Source organism: Methylobacterium sp. D53M (assembly GCF_053345625.1).
On the sequence record NZ_JBKFAL010000071.1, the window covers coordinates 1 to 2,156 of the forward strand.

General features: G+C 73.2%; 2 protein-coding genes. One reads left to right on the forward strand and one right to left on the reverse strand.

The features are described from left to right. Positions 1–63: 63 nt before the first annotated feature. Positions 64–1,584, reverse strand: coding sequence for a glucosamine inositolphosphorylceramide transferase family protein (locus tag ACLBYG_RS31515; RefSeq protein WP_447684076.1), 1,521 nt, complete (start codon positions 1,582–1,584; stop codon positions 64–66). A 266-nt stretch (positions 1,585–1,850) separates the two neighbouring features. Here ACLBYG_RS31515 and ACLBYG_RS31520 point away from each other — a divergent pair. After that, positions 1,851–2,156, forward strand: a 306-nt coding sequence (locus tag ACLBYG_RS31520) for a hypothetical protein (protein WP_447684077.1), incomplete at its 3' end; no start/stop codon positions are given.

Consider the following 2,156-nt stretch of genomic DNA (forward strand, 5'->3'; position numbering starts at 1 on the left):
CGCGTCGCATCAAGCCCACATGGGCCTGACCACCCAGCCTGTGAACCCCTTTGCAGAGACGCCCTAGGCGTCGGACCGCGCGCTCAGATAAGCCCTGAGACGCGAGGCCCGACCGGAGCCGTCGATGCACTCGATCCCGCCTCCCGTGTTGAGCGTGTGGAGGCAGCTGCCGGGCCAAGCCGGGCCGGGCTCGATCCGGTCGAGGATGGTCTGGGCGAACCCCTCCGGGTCGAGCCGGTCGATGCGCGCCAGCGACAGGGCGCGTCCGTAACCGTGGGCGCAATCCTGGACCGGCCGGATCAGGACCCCGTCGCGCGCGACGATCCGGCCCGCGGGCCGGGCGAAGGACGGGTCGACCAGCACGGGATTGGCCGGATGCGGCGCGTACGGCCCCCGGAAGTCGGGCGCGGACCAGAGATACAGCGCGTCGTGGTGGCAGCCCGATCCGGGCGGGGCGCCGACGGGCGCGTCCCGGACGGTGGCGAACATCCACCAGCGGCCGCCGTGCTCGAGGAGCGTCGCGTCGCTCGCGACCACGCCGGAGAGGAGCGTCGCCTCCTTCACCCAGCCGCCCGGATAGCGGGTCGCCCGGTAGAGATCGACCGTGCCGGCCGCGGAACTCTCCGGCACCATCCAGACGGAGCCCGCGCGCGCGAACACGAACGGGTAGGAGAGGTGGTGCGGCTCCTCCAGCACCGGGACGGGCGGCCCCTCGGGCCCGTCCGGCCCGAAGCGGACCGCCGAGATGATCGCCTTGCCGGTCGCGTGCGGGAACTCCTCCACGAAGACGTGGGTCGTCCCCTCGACCGCGAGGGGGAACGGGTCGGCGTAGAAGCGCCGCCCGTCGTCGGGCAGCACCTGCCAGCCCTCCGCGGGATGGCGGCCCAGCGCGACGAGGTCCGGCCCGCGGAGGGTCCGCCACCCGGTGCGCCAGTGCGGGGCGTGGTAGCACAGCCTGTACAGGCGGCCGACGAGGCTCCGGGCGACGAGCCGTGCCGGTCGGGACGCCAGGATCCGCCCCGGACGGGCGGGCGCGGCCGCGGCCGCGGCGGGCGTCGCCGCGAAGGCGCGGCCGTCCGTCCGGGCCCGCAGGGCGGCGGCGATGAGCGTCGCCGTGCGCGACAGGGCATCCTCGAACGAGACGGCGATGGAACCCCGGTAGTCCGAGCCGAGGCGACCCGCGGCGACGACGGTGCCGCCTTCGAGGAGGTCGAGCTGCGGGACCCGGCCGGCGAGCAGGCTCGCGAGCAGGCCGGTCTCGCCGAGGCCGCCGTCGTAGGCCACGCGCCAGACCGGGCAGGAGGCGGCCGCGTCGCCGCACAGGTCGAGCACGAGGTCCGGGGTCCCGGGACGGGTCCAGGCCGCGAGATCGGCGGGCGGCACGGGCCGCGACCCGTGCGGCGCCAGCCGGAAGATCAGGGCTTCCAGGCGGAACAGCAGGTCGGCCTGTGCCGGCCACCCGTCCGGACCGGGCGCGGCGTCGACGCTCACCGCCGCGATACCCGGCAGGCCGGACAGCCGGTCCAGCAGCGCGACGTGCCAGCGCCGCGGGTTCGCGCCGTCGAGGCGAACTCTCACATGCATGGCGCCCCGGTTCCCATCGCGCGGTCGTCGCGACGACGACTGTCGAGTCCATCTATTTTCCCGTTGGTAACAGGAGTCATAACTTCGGATCGAGGCCCGGGACGCGCGGGTGATCGGACCCTCGATCGGGATCCGCGGGATGAAAACCTGTCTCGCGGCGGCGGGGGCGTTCCGGCACCTTGCCGGGTCGCCCAGGCCGGTGTCGGGATCCCGCGGGAGCGACCGGGATCGCCGCCGGGCCGTCCGGCGGCCGACCGGAACCGGGTGTGGCGCGCCCGTCACACCCGGTGCCGACCCGGCATGTCGATGCAACCAAAACGCCGCCGCGTTGTTGTCGCGCTCGCCTGCGTAATGCGCGCTGTATTTCCGCGCTTCGTCGCGTCTTGAAGGATGCTTTACTCTGGCATTTCGGGCCTTCGACAGGCGGTGTGACCTCAAAACTACAGCCATTTCCCTCGGTGATCGGTAGCCACACCGCCAGATCACACATTCGGGGAACCGACATGACCAAGCTCCTGGCCTCGCTGGCCGCCTTCACAGCCCTCACCGCCGCTGCCTCGGCCGCCGACCTT